General features: G+C 44.9%; 16 protein-coding genes. 10 read left to right on the top strand and 6 right to left on the bottom strand.

The genetic code is table 11. From position 1 onward, the window contains the following. Positions 1-44 precede the first annotated feature (44 nt). The 3 genes from VIN08_RS04185 to VIN08_RS04175 form a co-directional block, all read right to left on the bottom strand. A complete protein-coding gene (locus tag VIN08_RS04185) occupies positions 45-1,274 on the bottom strand; it encodes a sensor histidine kinase (RefSeq protein WP_331960680.1) in 1,230 nt (409 codons plus the stop codon). Between the two features lie 186 nt (positions 1,275-1,460). Beyond that, complete coding sequence (locus VIN08_RS04180; protein ID WP_331960677.1) at positions 1,461-1,970, bottom strand: YfiR family protein; 510 nt, start codon at positions 1,968-1,970, stop codon at positions 1,461-1,463. Beyond that, complete coding sequence (locus tag VIN08_RS04175) at positions 1,967-3,937, bottom strand: TonB-dependent receptor plug domain-containing protein (RefSeq protein WP_331960674.1); 1,971 nt, start codon at positions 3,935-3,937, stop codon at positions 1,967-1,969. The genes VIN08_RS04180 and VIN08_RS04175 overlap by 4 nt, the downstream gene beginning before the upstream one ends. Positions 3,938-4,420: 483 nt before the next feature. On the opposite strand from VIN08_RS04175, the gene VIN08_RS04170 reads away from it, so the two are divergent. Both VIN08_RS04170 and VIN08_RS04165 read left to right on the top strand, forming a co-directional pair. Then, entirely contained in the window at positions 4,421-5,401 is a 981-nt protein-coding gene (locus VIN08_RS04170) for an NAD(P)H-quinone oxidoreductase (protein WP_331960671.1), read from the top strand. Between the two features lie 68 nt (positions 5,402-5,469). Beyond that, complete coding sequence (locus VIN08_RS04165; protein WP_331960668.1) at positions 5,470-5,895, top strand: hypothetical protein; 426 nt, start codon at positions 5,470-5,472, stop codon at positions 5,893-5,895. 108 nt (positions 5,896-6,003) lie between these two features. On the opposite strand, the gene VIN08_RS04160 is transcribed toward VIN08_RS04165, so the two are convergent. Further along, positions 6,004-6,882 carry a diacylglycerol/lipid kinase family protein gene (locus VIN08_RS04160; RefSeq protein WP_331960665.1) on the bottom strand — a complete coding sequence of 293 codons (879 nt, stop codon included), beginning with the start codon at positions 6,880-6,882 and terminating at the stop codon, positions 6,004-6,006. A gap of 84 nt (positions 6,883-6,966) precedes the next feature. On the opposite strand from VIN08_RS04160, the gene surE reads away from it, so the two are divergent. The 6 genes from surE to treY all read left to right on the top strand — a co-directional run bounded on the left by surE (position 6,967) and on the right by treY (position 18,792). Further along, positions 6,967-7,701, top strand: a complete 735-nt coding sequence (gene surE / locus VIN08_RS04155; RefSeq protein WP_331960662.1) for a 5'/3'-nucleotidase SurE — start codon at positions 6,967-6,969, stop codon at positions 7,699-7,701. Positions 7,702-7,946: 245 nt separating this feature from the next. Continuing rightward, positions 7,947-9,293, top strand: a complete 1,347-nt coding sequence (locus VIN08_RS04150; protein ID WP_331960660.1) for a glycosyltransferase — start codon at positions 7,947-7,949, stop codon at positions 9,291-9,293. Beyond that, positions 9,280-10,581 carry a glycoside hydrolase family 57 protein gene (locus VIN08_RS04145; RefSeq protein WP_331960658.1) on the top strand — a complete coding sequence of 434 codons (1,302 nt, stop codon included), beginning with the start codon at positions 9,280-9,282 and terminating at the stop codon, positions 10,579-10,581. Before VIN08_RS04150 ends, VIN08_RS04145 begins: the two co-directional genes overlap by 14 nt. Further along, entirely contained in the window at positions 10,571-12,751 is a 2,181-nt protein-coding gene (gene glgX / locus VIN08_RS04140) for a glycogen debranching protein GlgX (protein ID WP_331960656.1), read from the top strand. The genes VIN08_RS04145 and glgX overlap by 11 nt, the downstream gene beginning before the upstream one ends. Next, positions 12,735-14,582 carry a malto-oligosyltrehalose trehalohydrolase gene (gene treZ / locus VIN08_RS04135; RefSeq protein WP_331960654.1) on the top strand — a complete coding sequence of 616 codons (1,848 nt, stop codon included), beginning with the start codon at positions 12,735-12,737 and terminating at the stop codon, positions 14,580-14,582. The genes glgX and treZ overlap by 17 nt, the downstream gene beginning before the upstream one ends. Before the next feature lie 4 nt (positions 14,583-14,586). Continuing rightward, positions 14,587-18,792 (top strand): malto-oligosyltrehalose synthase, encoded by a 4,206-nt coding sequence (gene treY, locus VIN08_RS04130; RefSeq protein ID WP_331960651.1) that lies wholly within the window; start codon positions 14,587-14,589, stop codon positions 18,790-18,792. A gap of 81 nt (positions 18,793-18,873) precedes the next feature. Here treY and VIN08_RS04125 read toward each other — a convergent pair whose 3' ends face one another. Continuing rightward, positions 18,874-19,446, bottom strand: a complete 573-nt coding sequence (locus VIN08_RS04125) for a DUF4142 domain-containing protein (RefSeq protein ID WP_331960648.1) — start codon at positions 19,444-19,446, stop codon at positions 18,874-18,876. A 116-nt stretch (positions 19,447-19,562) separates the two neighbouring features. Here VIN08_RS04125 and VIN08_RS04120 point away from each other — a divergent pair, with 116 nt between their 5' ends. Beyond that, positions 19,563-20,297, top strand: coding sequence for an acetolactate decarboxylase (locus VIN08_RS04120; protein ID WP_331960646.1), 735 nt, complete (start codon positions 19,563-19,565; stop codon positions 20,295-20,297). A 264-nt stretch (positions 20,298-20,561) separates the two neighbouring features. Here the strand turns inward: VIN08_RS04120 and treS are convergent, their stop codons facing one another. Continuing rightward, on the bottom strand, positions 20,562-23,915 hold the full coding sequence (gene treS / locus VIN08_RS04115; RefSeq protein ID WP_331960644.1) for a maltose alpha-D-glucosyltransferase: 3,354 nt from the start codon (positions 23,913-23,915) through the stop codon (positions 20,562-20,564). 292 nt (positions 23,916-24,207) lie between these two features. On the opposite strand from treS, the gene VIN08_RS04110 reads away from it, so the two are divergent. After that, the coding region (locus VIN08_RS04110) for a tetratricopeptide repeat-containing sensor histidine kinase (protein ID WP_331960641.1) at positions 24,208-25,847 on the top strand (1,640 nt) is incomplete at its 3' end.

The following is a 25,847-nucleotide window of genomic DNA, read 5'->3' as shown; positions in this document are numbered from 1 at the left end:
AGCAAAAAGTTTAAAGAGAGCGCATTTCACTTTTTGCTTTACACTCATTCCGCTGGTAAGGAAAAGTAGAATGTAGCCCCTTCATTCACCGTGGCTTCTGCCCACACAGATCCGCCATGGCGGGCGGTGATACGTTGCACGAGTGCGAGACCCACACCGGTGCCCTCAAAATCAGAAGGCTTATGCAGTCGCTGGAATACACCGAATAATTTATCGGCATACGCCATGTCGAAGCCGGTGCCGTTATCTTTTACAAAGTATATATGCTCCGAATCTTTTTTATAGGAGCCGATCTCGATCAACGGATTTTCTTTTTTCGAAGAGTATTTAATAGCGTTGGATAACAGGTTGGTCCATACCTGCCCCAGCAAAGTATAGTCGGCATACGAAGGCAACAGCGCATCAATTTGTATAATAGCGCGGTGCGCTATCGATGTGTTAAGTTCATGCAGCGTACTTTGCACAAGCTTGAGTGTATCAATGGAAGTCTTTTGTATTTCCTTGCGTCCGAGGCGTGAGAACTTGAGCAGGTCATTGATCAGGTTATCCATCTTGCCTGCATTGCGTTGAATAACTCCGAGTATACGTTTACCTTCATCATCAAGTACCTTCTCATAATCTTCTTCCAGCATTTTGGTAAAGCCCATGATTGCGCGCAGCGGAGCGCGCAGATCGTGTGATACCGAATATGAAAAGGATTCCAGTTCTTTATTTACGATTTGCAATTCTTTATTGGCACTTTCTACCTGTTGTGTACGATCCTTTACCCGCTGCTCCAGCTCGCTATATACATTTACATTCTCCAGCGTAACGGCTGTTATATCGGCCAGCGATTGAAGTAACGTTACTTCTTCTTCGGAAGGAATATGCTGCTCTGCCCAATAATTACCGATGGCACCGATCGGGTTAATGGTGCGTATAGGTACCATGGCAAGGCTCTTTACAAAAGTAGGGCGATAAACATCAACGGGTATACGATCATCCACATATATATCTTCGATCACGGCTGCTTTTTTATTCAGCATAGCCCAGCCGCTGATGCATATACTTATCGGGAAACGACTTCCTTTCCATAGCGGGCCGATGGCATCTTCATCGGCATAAAAACAGAAATTACCATCGCGCAATACAAAAGTAGCACCATCGGCCCCGGTGAGTTTGCGGGCAGCTGTGCGAACTATACGCATTACCGTTTCGAGATCACGCGCCAGCGATAATTCCTGCACTGTATCCACTAACAATTTCATGCTCGGGTTGATCGTGATATCACTCATAAATGAATGGCCATTTTGGCCCACTACACAAAAATAGAGAACAGAAGTTCGCGTCCGCGAACGGCTTACAGCTAAATGTATCAAATTTCTGTAAAAGAAAGCAGATGCCCGTTGAATGAATTGAGCAGGCGTGGTGATGGTCTGTTAATTTGGAATAATTATACGTATAGTATGTACCAACGGCATTTATAGCGTTTCATTGGCGAGTGAAGCAAACTGTGCTGACACTTTTATTTGTCTCTTCTCAAGATCCGTATTGTTGATATCAAAACGCAGCTTATTGTCCACGATAATAAAACTGATGCCTGCACCTTTGCGCACAAGTCCTTCGCGTTCGGTGATAATAATCGCAGCAGCGTTAGTGGTCGCTTTTACTACTTCCTGAATAGCGTTACTTTTTCCTTCGGATATATATACTATATCTGCGCCTTGTATACCGGCTATATCTTCCGCTTTATCTACACGAATCGTGTGGCCGTTAATATTTTTACCGGCCAGACTTTTCTCCATCTCGCTGTAAGCTTTGGAATTGCCAAGCACCGTTATTTTAAATTCCGACTGTTGATTCGGCCAGGCAGAATATTTAATAAGTCCGTGTATCAATACAGCATACGACTGATAATTGGTTGTTTGCGCATGTGCGTGAAACGAAGCAATCAGTATAAGAATGAAAAAGAAGTTTCTTTTATTTTTCATTTTTTAGCGAAGTTGAATTGATAAGATAATTTCAAAATATACTCGCGGCTCTTGCCCGGTATAGCAGCATAGTCGCCATCGTATGCCTGTGGTATGGCAGGGCGCTGGTTCAGCAGATCATACACGCCTGCTCCAATGGTAAAAGGAAGCGATGCCGGTTCATAACGCAGAAAAGCGTTTACCAGTGTATAGGCTGGAAGCGTTCCTTCTGCCGGAGGTCCTAAGTTTGGCGTATAGGTATACCGTTTGCTGCCCACAATAACGGAAGGATTGAGGCTTAGCCCTTTTATCAGTGTAACGTTACTGTTGAGTGTTACTTTGTGCGACAACATGCCGAGGTACTGCTTGTCGCTTAGCGAGATTGTATAACTGGTAACCGTGTTGCCTTGTACAGGCCGCGCATACGAGTAGGAGAGGTTTACATACCATTTCTTTTTTCGTATACTATAGATCGCTTCAATGCCTTGTGTACCGGTTTTGCTATAGTTCGAGTAATAGCTTATAAAGCTTCCATCCATCTGTTCTTCGTTTGCATAAATAATGGCGTTGTGGTTGTTGAGACTAAAGCCATTTACCGCAATGAGCATTTCAGGTGTGAACTGATAGCCTACTTCCAGTTCAAAGACATGGGTTCTTTCGGGACTGATCTTTCCGTTTTGTGCCAATACTATATTTTCGATAGAAGGTGTACGGAATGCCTCGCTATATAATGCCTTGAAGTGGAAGTTCTCGATCTTCTTGGTTAATGCCAGTCGCGGAACAAACGCTCCGTCTGTGCGACTATTCTTTTCGTAGCGAAATCCCAGCGTAACATTCGCTAATCGATGTACCAGCAAACCTTGCGCGAAGACTGCATAATTATAGAGGTTCATATAATTGCTGCCGTTATAGTGATTGCTCTTCAGCAAGTCTTCGGCCTTATCGTGATAGTAAAGTGCACCAGCGTTGATGTTGATCTTGCGGCTCACATCATAATTCACCAGCAGGTTGCCGGTAACGCGCGAAGCCTGTGTTCGGAATGTATAGGCATTGGTAGATTTATTCCACGTGCTCCAGGGAGTCTGATGCGTAAACATTATCTGTGGTGTGATCGTAATTTTTTGAGCCACCTTCCAGTCATATTTAAGGGTGGCGAAGTATTGCTGGAAAGAAGTTTTTACGCTGGGCTCACTCACATCGTATGTATCATACATGGTGCGAAACGAAAGATTTTTATACTGTAAGCCCAGGTTCATATTTACCGGGTCAGCATATGAAGTTCTGCGAAGATCCTGTGCCGGCCCGCGCTTTGACATATTCTGATACGACTGATCGCTTACTATACTTTTACCTTTATAGGCTGATATATCCCACGACATATTTTTACCATGCTGCACAGCCATTACGCCTGCGTTAGCACGACCCAACGAATCACGGCTTACACCGCCCGCGCCTGTTACGGCGATACCATTCAGGCTCTCGGTGGATTTTGTAATAATGTTAATAACACCATACTCTGCAGACCCACCATAAAGGGCAGAGCCCGGGCCGCGAATGATCTCAATGCGTTCAATAAAATCTACGGGAAAATGATTGAGCAATGCATTCTTCTGGTATAGCAGATCGTTCATCGGGAAACCGTTCAGCAGAATTAGGATCTTGCCATCGTTCGCCCAGTTACCGCGCATGCCGGCACCAACTACAAACTGAAGATCCTGGGCTATATCAAAGCCAGGAATAAGGCGAAGTATATCCGTGAGATCGCGTGCACCGGCTTTTTGAATTTCATCAGCCGTTACAACGCTCAGGATACCGGGCGTTTCGCGTGTGGTAAGGGCTTTGCCGGAAGCAACCGTAGTAGCATGGTTCAACTGTTCCTGCAGTTCGCTCTCCTGCGTATAGGCACTTATGTTCAGTAAAGAATCAAGATCCTGTGCCTGTGCCTGAAATCCAAGTCCGGCAAAAACAAGAATAATAAATCGTTTCATAATTCTGTGAGACGTGGTATACATCTGCCGGCAAGATTAGAATGATAGCATTGGAAATATGCAGAAGTATAGAGTACAATATGGTAGTCATTTATATAACATGATTTACGTTGCCAGACTAAGTGGTAGACTAAAAATATTGACCGCGGGATAATGTACATTGATCGCAAAAAGAAAATTGATATACCTGCTTTGTTTAATATGCAGCAGTAAATTAGGCTATACTTTGCTTTGAAATTTTTTCAACAGGATCTAAGTCGAAAGCGCAAAGCTTAAAGTAAATACCAATGTGCACTTGCTTTCTGCTTTATACTTCAGCTTTTTTATTTCCCACAGAACTCACCGAATAACAAAGAGAATGTAAGCTGAAAGCATAAAGCATAAAGCATATTCACCGCATACCGGCTTTCAGCTTTACACTTTCAACTTCCTGCTGTCCGCTAATTGCGTATATTCGTAAAAAGACACCGCGATATATAGTATATGAAAGCCATTGTTATTGAGAAGCCGGGAGGACCTGAAGTATTGCAATTGCAGGAACGCGTGCAGCCACAAGCGGGTGAAGGAGAAGTGTTGATACAGGTGGCAGCTGCCGGTGTTAATCGCCCCGATGTAATTCAACGCAAAGGATATTATCCGCCACCACCGGGAGCTGTGCAGGATATACCGGGCCTTGAAGTAGCCGGCACTATAGTTTCAATAGGTAAAGGCACTACACGGTGGAAGATTGGCGACCAGGTGTGTGCATTGATCACAGGTGGCGGTTATGCAGAGTATTGTGCTGTGCCCGAAGGACAGTGCCTTCTGATTCCCTCGAACCTGAGTTTTGCAGAAGCAGCGTCATTGCCCGAAACATTCTTTACCGTATGGAGCAATGTGTTTGACAGAGGGCGACTTCAGCCGGGAGAGAATTTGCTGGTGCATGGTGGTTCCAGTGGTATAGGAGTAGCAGCGATCCAGATGGCAAAAGCATTTGGAGCCAACGTATACGCTACTGCGGGCAGCGAAGAGAAATGTGCGTACTGCCAATCGCTTGGAGCAACCAGAGCCATCAACTATAAAAAGGAAAAGTTTCGTGATGTAATCTTGCAGGAAACACGGGGGAAAGGTATAGATGTTATTCTCGATATGATCGGTGGCGACTATACAGCTGATAACCTCGATATACTGGCTGAAGAAGGACGCCTCGTGCTCATCAATAGTATGCGCGGCGATGAAGTTTCTGTAAAGCTTTCGTTAATCATGAAGAAACGCCTAACCGTTACCGGTTCCACATTGCGGGCACGAAGTACTGCCTTTAAAGCATCTGTGGCCGATAGTCTGCTGAAGTACGTGTGGCCCTGGCTTTTGTCCGGTACCGTAAAACCTGTTATATACCGAACACTTCCTCTTCGCGATGCGGCCGAAGCACACCGGTTAATGGAAAGCAGCGAGCATATCGGTAAGATTATACTGTTGATCTGAACGCATAGTAAATATATACTGACGGGAAGAATGTATACTTCACCAAAATAATTTCGTAAATTGGTAGTATGAACCCAAAAGTATTTGAAGCCGCATATGCTTCAGTAACCTATTACCCTGAAAAACGATTGCTGGTGCTGGTTTGGGATGGAAGCCCAACCACTGAAGAGTATAAATTACCCTTCCTCGCCATGCTCGACTATGGAAAAAAATATCCGGTAGACGGTATGCTCTCCGATATATCCCGGCAGGGAATTATCAGTCCGGACAATCGTAAGTGGTTTGAGAAGGAGATGATGCCACGCGCAGTGGAAGCCGGCCTGAAACGAGCCGCTATCGTAACCAACGGCAACGCCTTCAAACTATACTATATAAACCTCATCCTCGGTGCCGTAAATAAATTCCCCATCACCACAAAGCTGTTCAACAAACAACACGAAGCTTTAGAGTGGCTTGCGCACTTTGATAGTGTTAAACTGAAAGCTGAAAGTTAACAGCTAAAAGTGTAAAGCTGAAAACGAAGCGCACCTGGCATTTTACTTTTAGTCTCTCAACTTTCTGCTTAAACGTTCTGCGTTAATCTGTGAGATCTGCGGGAAATATTATTTCAAAAAACGTACAGCGTCTTCCTGCAACTCAATCTTTATCTCCGTGGCCTTCGCCAGTTTTATATACGCATCATCTACATGCAGGTGTACACCTTCCCAGTATATCTTGAGCTTCTTCGCCTTGAGTATATTAAAAAATGCAGGCTCTTCTTTTCCCAGTATTTTACTAAGTATATAATTCGCGAATTGCTCGCGTTGTGCAGCAGCAATCAGCACCACTTCAAACTCGCCATCTCCCGGATCAGCGAAAGGCACCAGGTTCAGGTTCGGCCCTATAGATCGCGTGTTCATCACTTCTGCCATCAAATAGCTGCCGGTATATTCAGCATCATCAATCAGTATACGGCACGGGCGTTCTTCATACTCCAGTATAATATCATGAAGCAACTCCAGGGCTGTACGCAGTTTCTTGTCCGGAACTTGTTCCTTTTTACTTTCCTTCTCCATGGCGCGCATCAGCTTGGGGAAAACACCAAAGCCCAAACCTTCAATGAAAAATTTTTCTTCTTTCAGATTATAGATGCGTCCTATATCAAACGATTTTATATTTTTTGCATCCCATCCCTGAATGATTGTGTCAGCATCTTCCGGTAACTCCAATGTTTTCGCTATATTATTCGCAGTGCCCATGGGTATAAGGCCAATCGGCAGCCGTTTATTCAGCAATTCAAAAACTACTTTTCGCACCGTACCATCACCTCCGGCTATAACAACGAAGTCTTCTTCTCCTGACTCTAATTTTTCCCATCCTTCTTCTTTTGTAGAAGAATAGCTACAGGTATATCCGGCCTTTAGCAGAGAAGAAATAATTTTATGTTCTACTTCCGAGCCTTCTCCTGCTTTCGGATTGTGTATCAACTTGGCAGACTTCATAGTATGTATATCTTTCGCGTCACTGTGTGAGTAATTATAGTGCCTGGTATGAATATTATTATATGTCGCAGGAGGAGGATATACATGAAAATACTGATCACCAACGATGATGGCATTTATAGTCCGGGTATAGCAAGCCTGGCTAAAATAGCAGCGCGCTTCGGAGAAGTTCGCGTAGTAGCGCCCGATGTGGAGCAGTCGTCCATGGGCCATGCTATTACAGCATCGCGTCCGCTGTTCTATAAAAAGTCGCCCGTTAATTTTGGAAATATAGAAGCCTATCGTGTCAATGGTACACCGGCCGATTGCGTGGCACTCGGCTCACACTTGTCGCATATAGACGTAGTGCTGTCAGGTATAAATATGGGCTCCAACCTCGGTAACTCCATGTGGCATTCCGGTACGCTGGCAGGAGCGAAGCAAGCCGTGTTATTAGGTATGAAAGGTATAGCACTGAGTACGCCGGCCGGTAAAGCAGAACCCGACTTCGATGCATTAGCACCCTACGTAGAAAAAACATTAGCGTTATTACTGGAGAATCCTGATCTCTCTTTAGTGAATGTAAATTTTCCACCACATCCTGTAGGTATAAAATGGACGCGACAAGCCGTGCAGCAATACGATGGAAAGATTGTACCTGGCACTGATCCGATGGGACGCAAGCATTACTGGTTTACCGTTGTGCCACTCGAAGCTGCCGAAGAAGGTACTGATCGTTGGGCTATAGATAATGGCCTGGTTTCCATTACACCGTTGCGTCTTGATCTGACCAACGAAACAGAATTGATGAAGGTATTGCAGAAGACTCCCACAGCATAAAGATTTTTTTAAGCAGACTCACTTCCTATACTCCTGTAGTTATACATCTTTCATGTATAAACATCGTTATCGCAGTATGAAGAAAGTATAAAGATTTGAATATATATAGGTCAGGCGTTGTAACGTGAAAATAAAATTGAGCACTTGCTATCGCTTGGCATAAAAATTAAAGAAATTAATAGCGCTGCGATTTTTTGGTAATTGAGTAATTGTCTGGACACACAAACTATGAGGAGAAGGCTGCTATGAGAGTATTAATGTTTGGTTGGGAATTTCCTCCGCACATATCCGGTGGACTTGGAACCGCTTGCTATGGACTGACCAAATCATTGAGTAAAGAAGGTGTGGATATTTTGTTTGTTGTACCAAAGCTATATGGCAATGAAAATGTACCCACTGTAAATTTTATCGATGCTGGAAAAGTGCCGATCGAAACTAGGCGGCAGTGCATGGTAAAGATCACGAAAGAAGAAGCAGGTGAAACACTATACGGAGAACGCATACATATTACGACCATAGAAGTAGAGTCGCATCTGTCACCCTATCGTTCGGTGCGCTATCAGACTCCGGTAGTAGCAATGGAAAGCTGGAGCTATCAACTTGATCCCGTGATAACCGAAGTGGAAGAAGAAGTAGAGATCATAGATTCGTTTACACATACATTTTCGGGAGTATATGGACCGGATCTTATGCAGGAGACTAAACAACTGGCAGAGGTTGCAGCGGTGCTGGCAGAGAAATATAGTTTTGATGTGATCCATGCACACGACTGGATGACGTTTCCGGCAGGTATAGCAGCGAGCGAAGTAAGTGGCAAACCGCTCATTGTGCATGTACACTCTACCGAGTTCGATCGCTCCGGTGAGCGCGTTGATCAGGAGGTATATGCTATCGAGAAAGAAGGTATAGATAAAGCCGATCGTATTGTAGCCGTAAGTAACTGGACGAAGAAAATACTGATGTCGCGTTACGATGTAAAAGCGGCTAAGGTAGATGTTACACATAATGGTATAACACCACGCGAACGGTATGAAGCACTGTCGGCCTATGAGCCGCTTCGCGATGTAAAGGTGGTAACATTTCTCGGACGACTTACTTATCAAAAAGGTCCGTTTTATTTTATAGAAGCTGCGCGAAAAGTCCTGGAAAAATTTCCGGATGTACATTTTGTTATGGCCGGGTCCGGGGACCTTTTTCCGCAGGTTGTTGAACGAGTGGCACAGTTAAGACTTTCATCAAAATTTCATTTTACCGGTTTCCTTCGAGGTGAAAGTGTTGATAAAGTTTGGGCTGTGTCGAATGTATATGTGATGCCATCGGTATCAGAACCGTTTGGTATAACACCCTTGGAGGCCATACAGGCGGGCGTACCGGTTATTGTATCCAATCAGTCGGGCGTTGCTGAAGTGATGCCGCATGCTATTAAAGTTGACTTTTGGAACATCGATGCACTCGCAGATGCGATCTGCAATTTGTTAGCGTATGAAAGTTTATCCTATACCTTGAAGAAGAACAGCTTCAACGAGATCAAAGACATGACGTGGGAAAAAGCAGCCAAGAAAATTAAAACGATATATCATGAACTTAATTGAATCAACCCAACACCTGGTTTTGTATTTCCAGGTACATCAGCCAAGACGATTACGCCCGTTTCGTTTTTTTGATATCGGATCAAGTGCCGAGTATTTTGATAACCGGCAAAACAAACTCATCACCGAACGCATCGCGCAGGAATGTTATTTACCCACCAATGCATTGCTGCTGAAACTTGTTCGCGAATATCCACAGATCAAAATTACGTTTTCCATATCCGGTGTATGCATCGATCAGTTTCGGGAATATACTCCGGAAGTGCTCGACAGTTTTCGCGACCTGGCGTCTACCGGGTCCGTTGAATTTTTATCGGAGACCGATCATCATTCGCTTGCATGCATTATGCCGGGCGATGAATTTGAAATGCAGGTGCTCGATCATGCGGCCAAGCTTCATGAACACTTTGGTGTGCGGCCTGCTGTTTTTCGCAATACAGAATTGATCTATAGCGATGATATAGGCAAGCGCGTGGAAGCACTCGGATTCAACGGTATATTTACCGATGGTATAGAACGCGTATTGCAGCATCGCAGCCCGCATCATTTATACCAGCATCCCGACCAGCAGGGACTCAAGATATTTTTACGCAACTATCATCTCAGCGATGATATAGCTTTTCGCTTCAATCAACAGAACCAGCGACTTACCGTAGAGAAGTATATGACGTGGCTGAATGGTATACCGGCACGCGAGAATCTGGTAGTGCTGGCCATGGACTATGAAACGTTTGGTGAACATCAGAAGCGCAACACCGGCATTCTGAAATTTCTGGAATCGCTGTTGAAAAATATAGCGAAGCAAAAACGCTTTCGGATGGCGACACCCTCTGAAGTTATACAACAGGTAAAACCACACGATGTATTGTCTGTGCCTTACTATATATCATGGGCCGACCAGGAGCGCGATCTAACGGCATGGCTGGGTAACGATATGCAACGCGATGCCTTTGATACATTGGTAAAGATGGAGCAGGATATAAAAGAACTCGATGATCCGGAACTGCTGGAGCGCTGGCGCTGGCTGCAGACGAGCGATCATTTTTACTATATGTCAACGAAAAAGAATGATGATGGGAATGTACATGCATACTTCAGTCCGTATCCCTCTCCGTATGAAGCATTCATGAACTATATGAATGTGCTGAATGATTTTGCTTACCAGGTAAGCAAGCATGAACGCCACCCGGTAAGCAATAAAAAAGCCGGTGCGATACAGTCAGAAGCAGAGCGAAGAGACTTGCACGTTCCCACCTGGGCTATGAATTTGGAAAACACTTATGAGCATTAGACAACCCGATGTAGAAACCATACCTATACCCAAAGTAAAAACCTATCCGGGAAATCCCTATCCGCTGGGTGCGACATGGGATGGCAACGGAGTAAATTTTGCAGTCTATGCCGACAAGGCTACCGGTGTAGACTTATGTTTATTCAAAACTCCGAAAGACGAAGCGGAGTCTGCGCGGATCAAGATGGCAGAGCGATCGCACCAGGTATGGCATATATATATACCTGGCCTGAAGCCAGGACAACTCTATGGCTACCGGGTGAGCGGTACATACGATCCGAAAAATGGCCAGCGGTTCAATCCGTCCAAGTTGTTGCTCGATCCGTATGCCAAGGCGATAGCCGGTAAAATTGAATGGAGTGATTCCCTCTTCGGCTATGAAGTTGGGCACAAAGAAGAAGACCTCAGCTATAGCGAACTTGATAGTGCTTCGTATTTACCGAAGTGCGTTGTGATTGATCCGAAGTTTGATTGGGGAGATGATAAACCTCCCAGGATACCCTATCACCAATCCATCATTTACGAAATGCACGTGCGTGGTTTTACCATGCGGCATCCGGATATACCCGAGGCTATACGTGGCACGTATGCAGCACTCGCACATCCTGTAACGATCGAGTATCTGGAAAAATTAGGTGTTACTTCTATCGAGCTTATGCCGGTGCATCACTTTATTGCTGATCGGCATTTAGTGGAGAAAGGCCTCACCAATTACTGGGGCTATAACACGATCGGCTTCTTTGCGCCCGAAGTGCGTTACTCCGGCAGTGGTGTGCAGGGCGACCAGGTAAAGGAATTTAAGAACATGGTGAAGGAACTGCACAAGGCAAATATAGAGGTGATACTCGATGTAGTATATAATCATACAGCAGAGGGTAATCACATGGGACCTACACTTTGTTTCCGCGGAGTTGATAACGAAAGTTACTATCGCCTGGTAGCGGAAGACAAACGTTTCTATATGGATTATACCGGCACGGGCAATACACTCAATGCCAATCTGCCGAATGTATTGCGCCTGATGATGGACAGCTTACGATACTGGATACTGGAGATGCATGTAGATGGTTTTCGTTTTGACCTTGCTTCTGCACTGGCCCGGGAGTTGCACGAGGTAAATAAGCTGAGTGCCTTCTTTGATATTATACACCAGGATCCTGTTATATCGCAGGTAAAACTGATAGCCGAACCGTGGGATATAGGGGAAGGAGGTTACCAGGTGGGTAAGTTTCCGTCTGACTGGGCGGAGTGGAATGGTAAATACAGAGACTGCATGCGCGACTTCTGGCGGGGTGCTGATAGTATGCTGGGTGAATTTGCCCAGCGGTTTACAGGAAGCTCAGATTTATATGAAGGTGATTATCGCAGTCCTACAGCCAGTATAAATTTTATTACTGCGCATGATGGCTTTACGTTAAACGACCTGGTATCGTATAACGAAAAGCATAACGAAGCAAATGGTGAAGACAACAACGATGGCGAGAATCATAATCGTTCGTGGAACTGTGGAGAGGAAGGTCCTTCACAAGACACTTTGGTGATTGCTTTACGCAAGCGACAGCAACGAAATTTACTCACTACATTATTCCTGTCGCAAGGAGTGCCGATGTTGCTGGCAGGCGATGAACTCAGTCGCACACAACGAGGTAATAACAATGCATATTGCCAGGATAATGATATATCATGGATCAACTGGAAAGAGGCCGATTATGAACTGCTGGAGTTTACGCGACAACTGATTGCCCTGCGAAAAAATCATCCGGTGTTCTGTCGCAGACGTTGGTTCCAGGGATTACCCATTAAAGGTATTGGGCTCGAAGATATAGCCTGGTTTCTGCCCGATGGGATAGAAATGAATGAAGAACATTGGACGCACGATTTTGCCAAGTCGCTGAGTGTATTCCTCAATGGCCGGGGTATACATACACCGGGGCCGAAAGGAGAACAGCTTATAGACGATAGCTTCTTCCTGATCTTTAATGCGCATCACGAAGTACTGAAGTATAAATTACCTCCGGCAAAATATGGCAGGCAATGGATCGAATTACTGAACACCGCGAAAGGTGTAGTAGGCGAAGGCAAAGTATATGAAGCTGGCAGTAGTATATCGGTAGAAGGACGTTCAATCCTCCTGCTGCAACACCCCATTATCTATGATAAAAACACCTGACCATAGCAGGCGATCGATAGGCGTAAATTTCAACGCCGCAGGTGAAGCCGAAATACTTGTGTGGGCACCGCTTGCAAAAAAAGTTTGTCTGCGCACACTCGATAACAATAAACTTTTGCGCTTGCAACAGCAGGAGTACGGTTACTGGTATGGTATAACCCGGCAGCTCCGACCTAAGGATCTATATAGTTTTATACTGGATGATACCAAAGAATTTCCAGATCCGGCATCGCTCTCACAACCCGGAGGTGTGCACGGCCCTTCGCAGGCTATAGATCTGCAACACTTTTCGTGGACGGACAAGCTATGGAAAAATATAGCACTGGATGAGTATATATTTTATGAACTTCATACAGGCGTCTTTACTGATAAGGGTACATTTCGCGCTATTGAAACAAAAATTCCGTATCTGCTCTCGTTGGGTATAACAGCGATAGAGATCATGCCGGTGGCGCAGTTCCCGGGCGATCGTAACTGGGGATACGATGGTGTGTTTCCATTTGCTGTGCAGCACTCCTATGGCGGAGCGCAAAACCTGCAATACCTGGTAGATGTTTGCCACACGCATGGCCTGGCCGTAGTGCTCGATGTAGTATATAATCACCTCGGGCCGGAAGGAAACTATATCCGGCAATTTGCTCCCTATTTTACCGACAAGTATAAAACCCCCTGGGGAAACGCCATCAATTTTGATGATGCCTGGAGCGATGGCGTGCGGCATTATTTTATAGAGAATGCGTTAATGTGGTTCAGGGATTTTCATATTGATGCCCTTCGTATCGATGCCGCGCATGCGATTAAAGATTTTGGCCCGGTTCATATACTGCGCGAAATGCGACAGCATGTAGATCAATATATACATGAATCGTGGAGTATGCACCACCTCATAACCGAAGTGGATCTCAACGACAATCGGTTTATTACTCCGTATGAGAATGGAGGCTATGGTATGGATGCCCAATGGAACGATGAATTTCACCATGCGCTGCGAGTGTGCACCGGACAGGAGCGCACCGGTTATTATACCGACTTTGAAGGCATAAGCCACCTGGCAAAAACCTATCGCGATGCCTATATATATACCGGTATATATTCACCCCATCGGCAGAAAACATTTGGCAGCCGCGTGGATGAAAACCCCGGACATCAGTTCGTTGTATTCTCACAGAATCACGACCAGGTAGGTAACCGCATGATGGGTGAACGCACTTTTCAACTCACCGATTTTGAAACCGTGAAGTTAATGGCCGGTGCTACGTTGGTGAGTCCGTATTTACCTTTACTGTTTATGGGCGAGGAGTATGGCGAAACCAACCCATTCCTGTACTTTGTTAGTCATAGCGATGAAGAACTGGTACATGCTATACGCAACGGTCGCAAAGAAGAGTTTGCGTCCTTTCATATAGCAGGCGAAGCGCCTGACCCGCAGTCGGAAATAACATTCCTGCAATCAAAACTTCAATGGGATCTTATCGAGCAGGATACACATGCAGTATTGCTCTCATTCTATAAGCGACTTATCGCCTTGCGTAAAGAACAACCGGCCCTGCGCTATCTCAACCGAAAACAACTGGAAGTACAATGCGATGAAGCAAACAATACCTTGCAGCTTCACCGGTGGCATCACGAACATCACGTTCGCTGCCTCATGAACTTCTCCGATATATTGCAACCCTTTACCATCGACTGGGGTTACCGTTGGCAAAAGATACTCGACTCTGCTGATCCGGTATATTTAGGTCCTTCGGCATCTCCCGATTCGTTATGGGAGCCATCCGTTATTACACTGCCACCACGTTCCATTGTTCTTTACACGTCCACCTATGGTTAACCCGGTGTCAACATATCGCATACAGTTTCATCAGCAATTTACGTTTAGCGATTTTGAGAATATCATTCCGTACCTGGAGAAACTGGGTATAGGCACTATATATGCGTCTCCTGTATTTGAAGCAGTGCCGGGCAGCACGCACGGATACGATATCGTTAATCCGCTGCGCATCAATCCGGAGATCGGAACCGAAGAACAGCTGCGTACTATCAGCAGGCGACTCCGGCAGGCCGGTATACAATGGATACAGGATATAGTGCCCAATCATATGGCAGTTCATCCCAACAATATATGGTTGATGGATGTATTGGAAAAAGGCCGGTATTCGGTATATGCTTCGTTCTTTGATCTGGCGTGGACGAGTGAATTTTTTCAGGGAAGACTGATCCTTCCGTTTCTGGGTAATCCGCTGGATGATGTGTTGTTCAACCAGGAACTGCAAGTGGAATATATAGGGCAGCGACTGGTGTTTCGGTATTACGACAGCACGTATCCGCTGCATCCGCGCTCGTATGCTACGTTGCTTTCTGCCGAGTATGCACCGGAAGCGATCCGTTTACTGGTAGAACAGATCGCAGCATTACACCAGATTGATGATGCACTGGCTTATACGTTGCGCTGGCACGAACTGCTGCTGCAGGTAGATGCTTTGATGAACAACACGGATGTGCGCACCTATATCGATAAGCGCATTACCACTATAAATGAACACACCGAACAACTGCGCACTATCCTTGCGGAGCAAAACTATAAACTCGATGCCTGGCAGAAATCAGATGAGAAAATAAATTTCCGGAGGTTCTTTACCATTACACACCTGATTGGTGTGAACATGCAGCACGAACGTGTTTTTGAGCAATATCACCGGTTGATAAAAACACTGATTGATGATGGTATATTTCAGGGGCTTCGTGTCGATCACATCGATGGGTTGTATGATCCCACACAATACCTGGAGCGCCTGCGGAATCTGGCAGGCGAAAAAGTATATATAGTGGTGGAAAAGATATTGCAGGCGAATGAAACATTACCCGCGTGGCCGATACAGGGAACCACCGGCTATGATTTTCTGGCATGTGTAAATAATGTATTGACAGCCCGCGGCTCCGAGGAAAAATTCTCGGCATTCTATCGCGAACTGCTGCACGATGATCAGCCGACAGAAGAAAAGATATGGGATAAAAAGGCAGCTATACTTCATCAGCACATGGGGGGTGAGCGCGATAACCTCTACCGCTATTTAGTAGAGCTGAATCTGGTAGAAGATGCTGTATGGAAAAGTATAGACCCTGAAGATGTAAAGAATACGATAGCGGAATTTTTGATCCGTTGTCCGGTATACCGTTACTATGGCAATCGCATGCCATTAGAAGAAAAAGAAGCGGCAGCCGTGCATGCTATATTTGAAAACATTCGTACACACAATCCTGCACTGGTATTGGCGGCCGATATAGTGGAGGATATTTTATTAGTGCAGCCTCAAAAAGGAAATGAGGAGTATAATGAAAGCGCACTGAAGTTCTATATGCGGTGTATGCAATTTACCGGCCCGCTCATGGCAAAAGGCGTGGAAGATACATTGATGTATACCTATAACCGTTTTGTAGGACATAACGAAGTAGGCGACTCTCCTGTATTCTTTGGCATGACACGCGATATGTTTCATTTGCACATGAGCAATCGACAGGCACGCTGGCCGATGACGATGAATGCTACTGCTACACATGATACCAAGCGGGGAGAAGATGTGCGCACGCGACTGAATGTACTGACCGAATTGGCGGATGACTGGATTACTGCTGTAAAGGAATGGCAGGAGATGAATGCCTGTATAAAGCAGAATGGCATGCCCGATGCCAATGACGAATACTTTATCTACCAGACACTGGTAGGTGCTTTTCCCTTTGTGCCGGAAGAAGATATAGAGGAGCGCATGACAGCCTACCTCATTAAATCGCTTCGTGAAGCCAAGCGACATTCGCAGTGGGCAGCACCGAACGAAGCCTATGAAAAAGCAACAACCGATTTTATACACCAACTCCTTCAAACAAAGAGACGCTTCTGGAAGAGCTTTGAAAAATTTCAGAAGACTGTGGCTGATTTTGGAATTGTTCATTCTCTTATACAGGTACTGCTCAAATTTACCTGTCCAGGTATACCCGATATATACCAGGGATGTGAATGCTGGGATTTAAGTCTGGTAGATCCGGATAACAGGCGGCCGGTGGAATATACCAGGCGGATGCAGGTATTGGAGGAAATAGAAACCAGTCAATCAGGTGATCCGTCTGATTTAATAGACTCCCTATGGGACAGCCGCGAAAATGCGCATATAAAATTATGGCTCACGTACGTATTGGTACATGAACGGACTGTATCGCCAGACCTGTTTGCTTCCGGTGAATATATACCACTGGCAGTGGAGGGTATGTATAAAGATCATATACTGGCCTTTGCCCGCAGACACAAGAAAACGTGGTATATAGTAGTGGTGCCGCTTTACCTGGCCACGATCTGCGCACAGCAGCGAAGAAACCCTGCTACACTTAATTGGAAAGATACACGCGTAGTAATACCGGCAGAAGCTCCGGATATAGTGCAAAATATATTGAGTGGCACAAAAGGAAAACATCCGGGGCGACTGGAGGTGAAGAGTATATTTCATCCCTTTCCGCTGGCGATGCTAAAACTGGTAAGCACCCCGAAGCAACGGAAGGCCGGTATATTATTACATATAACATCGTTGCCCTCACAGTTTGGTATAGGTGATCTCGGTCCCGAAGCGTATGCCTTTGCTGACTTTTTATACAGGAGCCGGCAAACGTATTGGCAGGTATTGCCCATCAATCCTACTGAAGAAGCCAATCATTATTCTCCCTATAGTGCCAACTCCAGTATGGCGGGAAATATACTGTTGATCAGCCCGGAGTTATTGATAGGCGATCGCCTGCTTGCCCGGCAGGAAGTAGAGTCGCATTATTTGCCGACGGATCGTACCGTTAACTTTGCGGGAGCGTTAAAAGCAAAAGAGCATCTGCTGGAAAAAGCCTGGCAGGTATTTCAGCAGGGCAATCATGATGCTTTGCAAAAAGGATTCGATCGGTTTATAGAACGTGAAGCGTATTGGCTGGACGACTATGCGCTATATATAGTATTAAAGGCACAGCATGCACAACGCTGCTGGTGCGATTGGCCTGCTGCCTATAGACAACGGGATGCCCATGCGCTCAAAGAGTTTTCGCAACACCACGCAGAGTCTATACGAAAGGAGAAGTGGCTGCAATTTATTTTTGCACGCCAATGGAAAAGACTACGGGCCTATTGCGCAAGTCTCGATATACAATTGTTTGGCGATCTTCCTTTTTATCTGTGTTATGATTCTGCCGATGTGTGGTCGCATCCGGAAATATTTAGTCTCAACGAGCAGCGCGGTATGCAGGCTATAGCGGGCGTGCCTCCGGATTACTTCAATGAGAATGGACAGCTATGGGGCATGCCGGTATATAACTGGAACGAGCTGCGTAAAAGTAATTACGAATGGTGGATCCAGCGCATCAAGCGAAATGTAGAGTTGTTTGATCTTATACGACTCGATCACTTCCGTGCCTTTGCCGGCTATTGGGAAGTGCCGGCTGGAGAACAGACCGCTATTAATGGTCAATGGAAAAAAGGACCTGGTGCTGATTTGTTCAACACGCTGCAACAATCACTTGGCTCATTACCTTTTGTTGCCGAAGACCTGGGCGAAATTACTGAAGATGTAGATCAGCTTCGGGAAGCGTTTCAATTACCGGGAATGAAAGTATTGCAATTTGCCGTGAGCGACTCCATCAGTAACTCGCTCTATACACCGCATAATTATACCAACACCAATTTTATAGTATATACCGGTACGCACGATAACAACACTACGCGCGGCTGGTATCGTAACGACTTGAAACGAACCCATCAAAAACGATTATCCGCCTATGCCGGTATACCTATACGCGATAACAATGTGCATACAGCCATGATACGGCTGGCTTACAGCTCTGTGGCACGCACCGCTATCATACCGATGCAAGATATACTGGGAGCTGGTGAAGAAACCCGCATGAATATACCGGGCTCTACCGCTGCCAACTGGCTCTGGCGCCTGCAGCCGGGAAAGATTACACCCGCCATGGAGGAAGAACTCAGAACGTTGGTAGTGCTGTATAACAGAGGGTGAATAGCTGAAAGCGTAAAGCATAAAGTATAAAGCTGACTCAGGCTTTATACTTTATGCTTTAAACTTTCTGCTAATATATATTTATTTCTTTCTGTCAAGTGCATCTTTCGCCTGCTTGGCCATTTCGAGATGGTGGGAGAGTATAGGGAGTTTTGCTGTGGCCCATGCTTTCAGATCGGGATCATTTCCTTTTTCTGATTGCTTCTTGAATGCATCTATATCTTCTTGGTGATCATCTACCATCAGCTTGATATAGGCCTTGTCAAAATCGGTTCCCGATTTCTGAGCGAGATCATCATATGTCTTCTGACTCTTTTCACTGAGCGAACCCGGTATAGCTATATTCTTCTGTTGAGCTAATGATTTCAGTTCTTCATTTGCTTTACCATGATCGGCCGCCATGCTTTGACCAAAGGCTTTTACCTGAGCATCTATACCTTTAGACTCTGCGAGTTTTCCTAACTCCACTTCCAGCATACCACCATCAGCAGCTTCTACTGCGAAGTCGCCATCCGCTTTTATATCAGTTTGTGCAAGATTGTCCTTGTTGGTGTCTTCCGCTTCTTCTTTACTGTCCTGTTGTTTACGTGTTTCGCACGATATTGCTGCGAACATAACGGCTAACAGGAAAAGCACATGTGCATACTTTTTCATATTCATAATACAGTTTATTGATTTACAGGGTGAGGTAAAAAATTATGCCGTGCCTTTGGTAAGCAGTATTACAATGGCATAAAATTTACACAGGTACGCTATAAATTACCTTCTCTATGACACGATTGATCGTTTTCGTTCTTTTTGGTTCGGCCTTAATCGTGCAATCCGATCCACGTTTTCATTATCAGTCTGATGCCCTATACTATGCATCGCTCAACGAAGCTATACAATTAGGTCAGTACGATGGTGTAGTATCGGCAGATGAACTGAAGCTTCACGGTAACTTTGGTTTGGGAAGCGAAGAAAAACTAGCCAGTGAATTAGTATTACTCGATGGTGTTGCCTATGGCATTCCGGCAGACGGGCACGTTCGCACTATACCCGGCCATGCACGTATAGCCTTTGCTGCAACCAAGTTCTTTAGCAGCGAACAACACGTAGTGATTAACAAAACATTGAGTATGGAACAAACACAGGCATTACTCGATTCGGTACTTACACGCAATGCATTTGCCGCCATTCGCATCAAAGGTAAATTTGCTTCTATAAAATATCGCTCGTATGAAGCACAGGAGCAACCCTATAAGCCAATATCAAGAGTACCTGAGAAGCTATTTACGAAAACAATGCAACAGGGAACGATAGTAGGTTTCTATACTCCTAAAGCAGCACAGGTATTGAACAGCCCGGTATATCATTTTCATTTTATCAACACCGCGAAAACAACCGGTGGCCACGTACACGATTTTATACTCACCCATGCCGAGATCGATATAGACTATACCACCGAACTCACCACCAAACTGGCAAATCCCATCCTGCTACAGAATATAGACTTGAATGATTAAGGGAGTGGGAATATTGGAAACTGATGAGATTGGAAAATTAGAAGATTGAAAAATTAACGAGATTGGAAGATTAATAAGATTGGAAAATTAATAAGATTGAAAAAGCCAAAGGCGTGGCCTTCCAATTTATAATCTTCTAATCTTTCAATTCTCCAATCTTTCAATTTTCCAATCTTTCAATCTTCTCAATCTTCCAATCTTTCAATCTTCTTCCAATTTTCTAATGTTTCAATTTTCTAATCTTCCGATCTTTTCAATCTTAAACTACACCGAGATCAACTCCAATTCCTCGTTCTTCTCTTCTTTATTTACTATAGCCTTGATCCCTCTCAGTGGAATAATTACCCAGTCGGGACGGTTGTTGAGTTCGTAGTTTAATTCGTAGATTGCCTTCTCCAGCAGGAAGGTGTTCATCAGTATTTCCATATCTTCTTTTTCTTTCGGGATGAACGCGCTGCCATGCACCGTATCGAGGTATGCCTTTACAAAGAAGCCACTGATATAGTGATACCATTGCTCGATATAGGGGATGAGTTGTTCGTAGTCCTCTTTACGAATCTGGTTATCAAGAAACAAACTTGCGTAGGCTGCATAGTGGAAGGAACGTATCATACCGGCTACGTCTCTGAGAGGCGAACGCTTCAGCCTGCGCTCGCTATAGCTGCGGGCAGGTTCACCTTCAAAATCGGTAATGATAAAATCTTTACCGGTAAACAACACCTGTCCTAAATGATAATCACCATGGATGCGGATCTTTACCACATCTATTTTCTTTTTATAGATGTTCTTAAACAAATGGAGTATATCCTCCTTCATGGAGAGTACATCGGCAGCTTCCCGCTGTACTTCTTCTGCCAGGTGCGAAAGACTCCGCGTCTGGTTCTGGAATGTACTTCGCACCAGCGATTGCAATCCTGAGAACAACGAACGTTGATAGTGCAATGAATATTCTTCCGGCTTAAATGCTGCCAGGTTTTTTCCGGTAGCCAGTGCGTTGTGCATTTCGCCTGTGCGTATACCCAGCAGCACGGCTCGTTCCGCCAAGGTTACATCAATAAATTCCCGTATACCCTCCGGTACTTCTTCATATGAAACAGGATTTGTTATACTGCCTACCAGCGGTGGCAGCGGTGGAGCAATACTTATCTGCGATAATACTTTTTCGTTAAAGTCATCGAGCCTGTCGAGCATATAGGTCCATGCATCACCATTGTTTTCAACCATCTCCTGCATCATGGCGAGCACAATAGAGTCATTACTATAACGCCATTCCATAGCACCTGCAAATGCCGGTACATATTTGAAGTGCGCTTCGTTACTCAGAAACGAAATGATCTCCAGGTCAGGATTCATTACACGATCTACCTTGCGGAATAATTTCAGAAAGAACTTGTTATCATAAATAATAGAAGTATTACTTTGTTCGCCACCAAGCACTCGTGGTTTTATGGTTTCATGTGTATTGACATAATTTTCCAGTACAGGATTTCCGGAGAAGCGAACGTCACTATCTTTCAAGTCTATAGTCTGGTGACTGGCCATACCTTGAATGATCGCCTGCTGAAATTCAAGACCATATATAGCATCGTACAGAATACCTGTTTCTTCTCCCAGCGTCAGGTTTGCCAGGATGGATTGCGGACAGCTCTCTTTGATTTTGGCGGCAAACGCTCCTTTGCCAAAGGCCACCGGCAACTGGTATATTTCCGATAACCCACTTTGATAATATACTTCGATGAGAAGTATTACGGCTATATTTTCCTGCAGAGGTACCATTGCGTGCTGCACAACTTGCATATTTTCAATAGCACGTCCTTTACCGCCAAACCAGCGCATCTTCATCATATAGTCTGGCAGAATGTTGTTGGAAAGATGTTCCAGCACTTTCCTATGTGTAAGTTCTTTCCAGTCGTGCAGTGCCAGTTCGGGTATACCTTGCTTGCGGTTTAGTTCGGGGTGTACTTTATCCAGCACAAACCATTGGCAGTCGTGACCGCTCATCGTAAAGAAATAATTACCTTCATCGTGAATGATCGGGAATTTGTTGTTGCTGAATATTTCTTTCGGTACATATCCTATATATTCTTTCAGATCGAGTTCAGCCGGCTGGGTATACCGCGACAGATTGACTATAATGAGAATACTTTCTTCTTCAAAATTCCGTGTGAAGGCGAGGATCTTGGGGTTTTCGCAAGCTATAAACTTCATATCTCCGCGACTGAAGGCTTTGTATTGCTTGCGCTTGTTAATTATCCGTTTCATCCACCATAGCAATGACGATGTATTGCGGCTTTGAATCTCTACATTGACGGATTCGTAATGATAATCCGGATCAAGTATAACCGGCAGATATAGCTTGTGTGGATTGCATTCGGAGAAACCAGCATTGCGTCCTGACGACCATTGCATTGGTGTACGCACACCATCGCGATCGCCCAGGTAAAAATTGTCGCCCATGCCAATCTCATCGCCATAGTATAGTACCGGTGTACCGGGTAAAGAGAATAACAAATAATTGAGCAACTCGATCTTGTTCCGGTTGTTCGCCATCAACGGAGCAAGCCTGTGACGTATACCGAGATTAATGCGCGCCTTCGGATCTTTTACATATACTTTATACATATAGTCACGCTCTTCGTCCGTAACCATTTCGAGTGTAAGTTCATCGTGATTGCGCAGGAAGATTGCCCACTGACACGTTTCCGGAATAGCGGGTGTCTGATCAAATATATCCGTGATCGGGTAACGATCTTCGGTTTGCAACGCCATGAACATACGCGGCATCACCGGGAAATGATAGTTCATCTGGCATTCATCGCCATCACCAAAATACGAAGCCGAATCTTCCGGCCACATATTCGCTTCGGCCAGTAACAACGTGCCCGGGTAATTTGTATCAACATGCTTCCGAAGTTTCTTCAGGAAGGCGTGTGTCTCCGGCAGGTTCTCGCCATTGGTGTGTTCCCGTTCAAAAAGATAGGGCACAGCATCCAGTCGAAAACCATCTACACCCATATTGCACCAGTAGTCTATAATCTTGAACACCTCCTGTTGTACCAGTGGATTATCATAATTAAGATCGGGCTGATGATAGAAGAAGCGGTGCCAGTAAAACTGTTGTGCTATAGGATCCCACGTCCAGTTAGAAGATTCAAAATCCTGGAAGATGATACGCACATCTTTATACTGCAACGGGTCGTCCGTCCACACATAAAAATTCCTATAGTCAGAGCCTTTCGGTGCCTGACGTGCGCGTTGAAACCACGGATGCTGATCGGATGTATGGTTGATGACCAGCTCGGTAATTACTTTGAGATTTCGATCGTGCGCTTCTCTCAGAAAATTTTTAAACTGGTGAATATTGCCATACGCAGGGTTGATATTATAATAGTCGGCAATATCATAGCCATCATCTTTAAGTGGCGAAGGGTAAAAAGGCAATACCCATATAGCGGTAACACCGAGGTCCTTTAAGTAATCCAGCTTTTCGAGCAAGCCGTCAAAATCACCAATGCCATCGCCATTCCCATCGCGGAAAGCCTTGATGTGCAGTTCATAGATCACGGCATCTTTATACCAATGCAGTGCATCATTTAATTCTGATTTTCCTTCGGGCATACATATTCCGTTTTAATCGCAGTTATCCTGCTATAGGAGTGATAATAAAATTATGTACCAGCCCCGGCAGGGAAGTGGTAACATGGATTTTATTCAGGGCAACAGGTACTGTCGCATCTGCCGGTATTCTTTTATATTTGTTGAGGAGTAAAGTGCTGAAGATGCGCAGTTATAGCAGGCCAAGTGTAATATTTACCGCCAACTTCCATTTCTATACTCTTACTTTTTCGTCACTTTTGGAGAAAATCTATTGATGCCCTTTTTGATACGAATTTTTTTTTGCTGCGTTTTTTTGCTGGGCATATTTCCAGTTGCAGCACAACAGGAGCCGGATTCTTCGATCGTATGGTACGAAAGTTTTTTCCAGGCAGGTAAACGTAAGCCGATAGAAAAGGAACTGGATCAGGCCAATGCAAAGCTGGACCAGGCCAAGGCTCTTCGTGATAAACCCGCTGAAGCGAAGGCTCTGAAAGAAATAGGATTGATCCACCTGACGCGTGCGCATACATACGAAGTGGCGCTCAATTTTTTTATCCGCTCACTGGCGATAGAGGATTCGCTCGACCTGAAACGTGAGCAGATATTTTCTTACCTCGCCATGGCTGAAGCCTTCGGAGATGTAGGCAACTATTTTAAAAGTGCCGAGTTACTAAATCGCGCATTTACCATCAGCGAACAATTTCACGATGCGAATTTTTACGTGTTGATTCTGAACCGGCTCGGACGTATTAACGCTGCCATTGGTAAAACAGATGAAGCGTTTGAGAATTATGAACTCGTACTGAAGTATGAAGAGCCGCTGGAACAGCCACGTGTGGAAGCAGAAGCGTTGTTCAACCTCGGGCATCTCTATACGTTGCAGGGTAAATATCAGGAGGCACTGAGTCAGCATAAAAAAGCGCTGGCGATCCGCAGATCGATTCGCGACCGGAAGGGCGAGGCCACATCACTCAACGATATAGGGGAGCTATACCGACTGATGAAGAATGATGACAAAGCATTGGCCAACCATATAGTAGCGCTGGAGATCCGGCAGGCTTTAAAAGACAAGCAAGCTATCGCTGAATCGTATAACAATATAGGTGTGCTATATTTTCAGCAGAAGAACTATAAGCGTGCTATAGCGAATCTGCAACTGGCGCTGGATGCCGGACAGGATTCGCAAGACCAGCAACAAATACGCAAGAGCTATGAGTACCTGAGCTATTGCTATAAAGAACTTCGTGATTTTAAGAACGCACTCTATAACAAGGAGCAATACCTGGCCATTCACGACTTTATTCTGAATGCTGAGAATGAGCAGGAGTTGCTGGAAACCTCAAGCCGCTATGAGCTTGACAAGAACGAAGCGAAGATCGATAAACTTGAAACCGTTCGTATACAACGCGAACAGGAGATTGAAGCACAGAAGAAATTCAGGAATGTATTGTTTGTATTGATAGGACTCGGTTTTGTTATTGTTGTATTGGTAACGTACCTGTATATAGTAAAGAAACGCTCCAACAAAGTATTGCAGGAAGCGAACGACAAAGTGCAGTTACAGAATGTAGCCTTGCAGGAATTGAATGCTACGAAAGATAAATTCTTCTCGATCATCAGTCACGATTTGAAAGGGCCGTTGAACTCGCTTACTTCTTTCTCCGGGTTGCTGATCAATCACACTGATAGTTTAAGTAAAGACGAGATCAAGATGCTGGCGAAAGATATTGACAAGTCGTTGAAAAATCTTTTTGCGCTGTTGGAGAATTTGCTTGAGTGGTCACGTTCACAAACAGGTAAAATAGAATTTAAGCCCGAGCGATTTGACCTCACGACCTTATTAGAAGAGAATAAGGAATTGCTGAAAGCACAGGCGCAAAACAAAAAGATTACACTCGAAAATACATTTCACCAGGAGCAGCCTATATATGCGCATAAACACTCCGTTAACAC

This window comes from Ohtaekwangia sp., from assembly GCF_036568665.1.
Taxonomy (GTDB): Bacteria; Bacteroidota; Bacteroidia; order Cytophagales; family Cyclobacteriaceae; genus Ohtaekwangia.
Note: the sequence above shows the minus strand (reverse complement) of the source record. Positions and strands in the feature narration are given on the sequence as shown.